Raw genomic sequence first — 3,635 nt, forward strand, 5'->3', positions numbered from 1 at the left:
AATCAAAATTTTTTTATTAACTTGGGAGGGAAAAAATTGAAAAAAATTACAGAAAGATTTTTTAAATATATAAAAATTGATACCAAATCAGATGAAAGCAGGCTGACGTGCCCGAGTACTGAAAGTCAGATGGGATTTGCAAAACTCATGGCAGAAGAACTAAAAGGGATAGGGATGGAAAAGGTCTTGATAGATGAGAACGGATATGTGACTGCAACTCTCCCTTCAAACACAGATAAAGATATACCTGTAATAGGATTTGTAGCTCACATGGATACTGCACCTTCTTTTTCCGGGAAGGATATAAAACCGAGAATTGTTGAAAAATATGATGGCGGAGATATTGTTTTAAACAGTCAGGAAAACATAATCATGACCCCTGATGACTTTCCTAAATTAAAAAACTACCTGGGACAGGACATTATAGTCACTGACGGGACTACTCTTCTAGGAGCAGACGACAAGGCAGGTATAACCGAGATAATAACAGCAATGGAATACCTAATAAATAATCCGAGTATAGAGCACGGAGAAATAAAAGTAGGCTTCACACCAGACGAAGAGATAGGGAAAGGAGCCGACCTCTTTGACGTGAAAAACTTTGGTGCTCAATATGCCTATACAATCGACGGCGGAGAGATCGGAGAGCTAGAATATGAAAATTTTAACGCTGCATCTGCTAGGATAAAAATAAGAGGAAGAAATATCCATCCGGGGACATCTAAAAATAAGATGGTCAACTCTATGCTCCTTGGAATGGAGCTGAACTCCATGCTTCCTGTGAGTGAGAGACCGGAGTATACTGAAAACTATGAGGGTTTCTTTCTTCTCTGTGACATGAAGGGGGATGTGGAAACCACAGACATGAACTATATCATAAGAGATCATGATATGGCGAAATTTACTCATAAAAAAAACCTCATGAAAAATGCTGTGGATTTTTTGAATAAAAAATATGGTTCTGGAATTTTTGAACTGGAGTTAAAAGACAGTTATTTTAATATGAAGGAAAAAGTGCTTCCTGTGATAGAAATAGTGGATATAGTAAAAAAATCTATGGAAGATATAGGGATAAAACCAATAGTGAAGCCCATAAGAGGTGGAACAGACGGAGCCAGACTTTCATATATGGGTCTTCCATGCCCAAATATATTCACAGGGGGGCATAATTTCCACGGGAAGTTTGAGTATATACCGGTGCAGTCAATGGAAAAATCGGTGGAGCTCATAGTTAAAATCTGTGAAAATTATGCAGAAAATGAAGAAATTATAAATATAAACAAATAAAAATAAATAATATTTAGTAATTATTTATTTAATAGACTTTGACACGAGGATTGTTTACGTGTATAATAAAGAATATTCCTTATATGAAAAATAAAGAAAGGGGATTTTATGATAGTCAATAATTCAATAGAGCTTATAGGTAATACACCAGTTGTAAAACTTTCAAATATTAGAGAAGAGAGTATGGCTGAAATTTATATAAAATTAGAGGGTAAAAATCCCGGGGGAAGCATAAAAGACCGGGCTGCTCTTGGTATGATAGAGGAAGCTGAAAAAGCAGGGATACTGAAAAAAGGCGGAGTCATAATAGAGCCTACAAGTGGAAATACGGGTATAGCTCTGACTCTGATAGGTGTCTTGAAAGGTTACAGGGTAATAGTTGTAATGCCTGACACCATGAGTATAGAAAGAAGAAATATAGTGAAAGCCTATGGCGGGGAGCTCGTACTAACCGATGGAATTTTGGGAATGAAAGGTGCCATAGAAAAAGCCGAAGAACTTTCAGCAACAATGCCCGGAAGTTTTATTCCACAACAGTTTACCAATAAGGCAAACCCTGAAAAACATTATAAAAGTACTGCAGAGGAGATTCTTAAAGATTTTGATCACCTGGATGCTTTTGTGGTAGGGGTAGGTACCGGAGGTACAATCACAGGAGTGGGAAAGAAACTCAAAGAAGAAATTCAAGATATAAAAATATATGCTGTGGAACCGGAAACATCAGCTGTAATGTCAGGAGAAGGACCGGGGAAACACAAAATACAGGGTATAGGGGCAGGGTTTATTCCTGAAATACTAAATATGGATATTGTAGACGAAGTGGTAAAGATAACTGATGCAGAGGCTTATGATGCTGCCAGAGATACTGCAAAAAAAGAAGGACTTCTTCTGGGAATATCTTCTGGGGCGAATATTGCTGCTGCAATTAAAGTGGCTAAAGAGCTGGGAGCAGGAAAAAAAGTCTTAACCATATCTCCTGACGGAGGAGAAAAGTATCTGTCAACAGACCTATATGGTTAAAAATTAGAGAACCTATCCAAATTTTAATATCACCTAAAAAACGGAAAGAGAGGTATAACTATGTTTCAAGGATTAAAATACGATTTAGATAATATACTCAAACAAGATCCTGCTGCAAGAAGCAGACTGGAAGTTTTTCTTCTTTACCCGAGTATTCATTCAGTTCTTTTTCACAGAGTTTCCAGTTTTCTTTACAGAAAAAAGTTTTTTTTCATGGCTAGATTTATCTCTCAATTTTCACGTTTTTTAACAGGTGTAGAAATACATCCGGGAGCCAAGATAGGAAGAGGACTTTTTATCGATCACGGTATGGGAATAGTAATAGGTGAAACAGCTGTTGTTGGAAATAATGTGACCCTTTATCACCAGGTTACTCTAGGGGGAACAGGGAACGAAAAGGGGAAAAGACATCCTACAGTGGAAGACGGATGTATAATAGGCTCAGGTGCCAAAGTTCTGGGGAACATAATACTAGGTCCCGGGAGCAGAGTGGGAGCCAATTCGGTGGTATTGAAAAATGTGCCTGCGGGAGCTACAGTAGTGGGGATACCTGCAGAAATAAAAAAAAAGCGGTATAAGATAAACAAAGAAGCTGAGATAATATCCAAAAGGGCTTAAAGCTAAACTGTGGGAACTTTTTCCACAGTTTTTTTATAAACTTTTTAAAAACATAGTCAGTCAAAATTTATACCATACTATATAAAATTAAAAAAATGTAAAATAGAAATAAAATCAAATGAGTATAGCAAAACAGTCAGGAGAATGAAAATGACCAAACTGGATATAGGAAAATTGATGATAGGGAATATAAAACTGACAAATCTTTTTAAAGATTCTTATTTTGAGCTTTTAAAAATAGAAAAAGAGATGAAGTCAGAGATGAAAAAATTAGATTTTTCAAAGGAATTTTACTTTTCCGGGAAGAAGATGGAATTTTTAGAAAGCTTTAAACAGAACTTCTTTACCCTTCTTATACTTAGTATATTAAAACAAAGTGGCATAAAGGGTAAAAACCTCACAGAATACGGTAAGGTGATATACTGTCTGAGGGCTGTAATTACATGCACGGATAATATTATAGATAATGAAAACAAAGGGGTACTTTTTTTAAAAACGCCCAAAAATGCTGTAGTGAATAATGTGCTTCTGCTGATGGTGTGTCAGAACATACTGATTATAACTTTGAAAAACCTCGGAGATGATAAGGGTGAGGTATCTAGGGTAATCCTGGAAAAAATCCACAGAGTGGCAGAAAGTGAGGGACTGAGAGATGAGGGCCTCTATAAAAAATATCCTGCTCCTCAGGAGATAGTCGAAAAAATCCACGG

At 36.5% G+C, this 3,635-nt stretch carries 4 protein-coding genes; all 4 read left to right on the forward strand.

Features of this window, described 5'->3' with window-relative positions; translation table 11 throughout:
• The first annotated feature begins 21 nt into the window (after positions 1–21).
• A complete protein-coding gene (gene pepT, locus ABZA26_RS10240; protein WP_372714430.1) occupies positions 22–1,287 on the forward strand; it encodes a peptidase T in 1,266 nt (421 codons plus the stop codon).
• A gap of 108 nt (positions 1,288–1,395) precedes the next feature.
• Positions 1,396–2,307 (forward strand): cysteine synthase A, encoded by a 912-nt coding sequence (gene cysK / locus ABZA26_RS10245; RefSeq protein ID WP_372714427.1) that lies wholly within the window; start codon positions 1,396–1,398, stop codon positions 2,305–2,307.
• Positions 2,308–2,367: 60 nt separating this feature from the next.
• Positions 2,368–2,925 (forward strand): serine O-acetyltransferase EpsC, encoded by a 558-nt coding sequence (gene epsC, locus ABZA26_RS10250; RefSeq protein ID WP_372714428.1) that lies wholly within the window; start codon positions 2,368–2,370, stop codon positions 2,923–2,925.
• Positions 2,926–3,075: 150 nt separating this feature from the next.
• Positions 3,076–3,635 (forward strand): hypothetical protein (locus tag ABZA26_RS10255; RefSeq protein WP_372714429.1); only part of this gene is annotated, 560 nt, incomplete at its 3' end.

The organism is Ilyobacter sp. (genome assembly GCF_041583315.1).
GTDB lineage: Bacteria > Fusobacteriota > Fusobacteriia > Fusobacteriales > Fusobacteriaceae > Ilyobacter.

Bases quoted from the DNA above. Each gene is read 5' to 3' on its own strand.
- cysK (WP_372714427.1), top strand. From the start codon at position 1,396: ATGATAGTCAATAATTCAATAGAGCTTATAGGTAATACACCAGTTGTA.
- epsC (WP_372714428.1), top strand. From the start codon at position 2,368: ATGTTTCAAGGATTAAAATACGATTTAGATAATATACTCAAACAAGAT.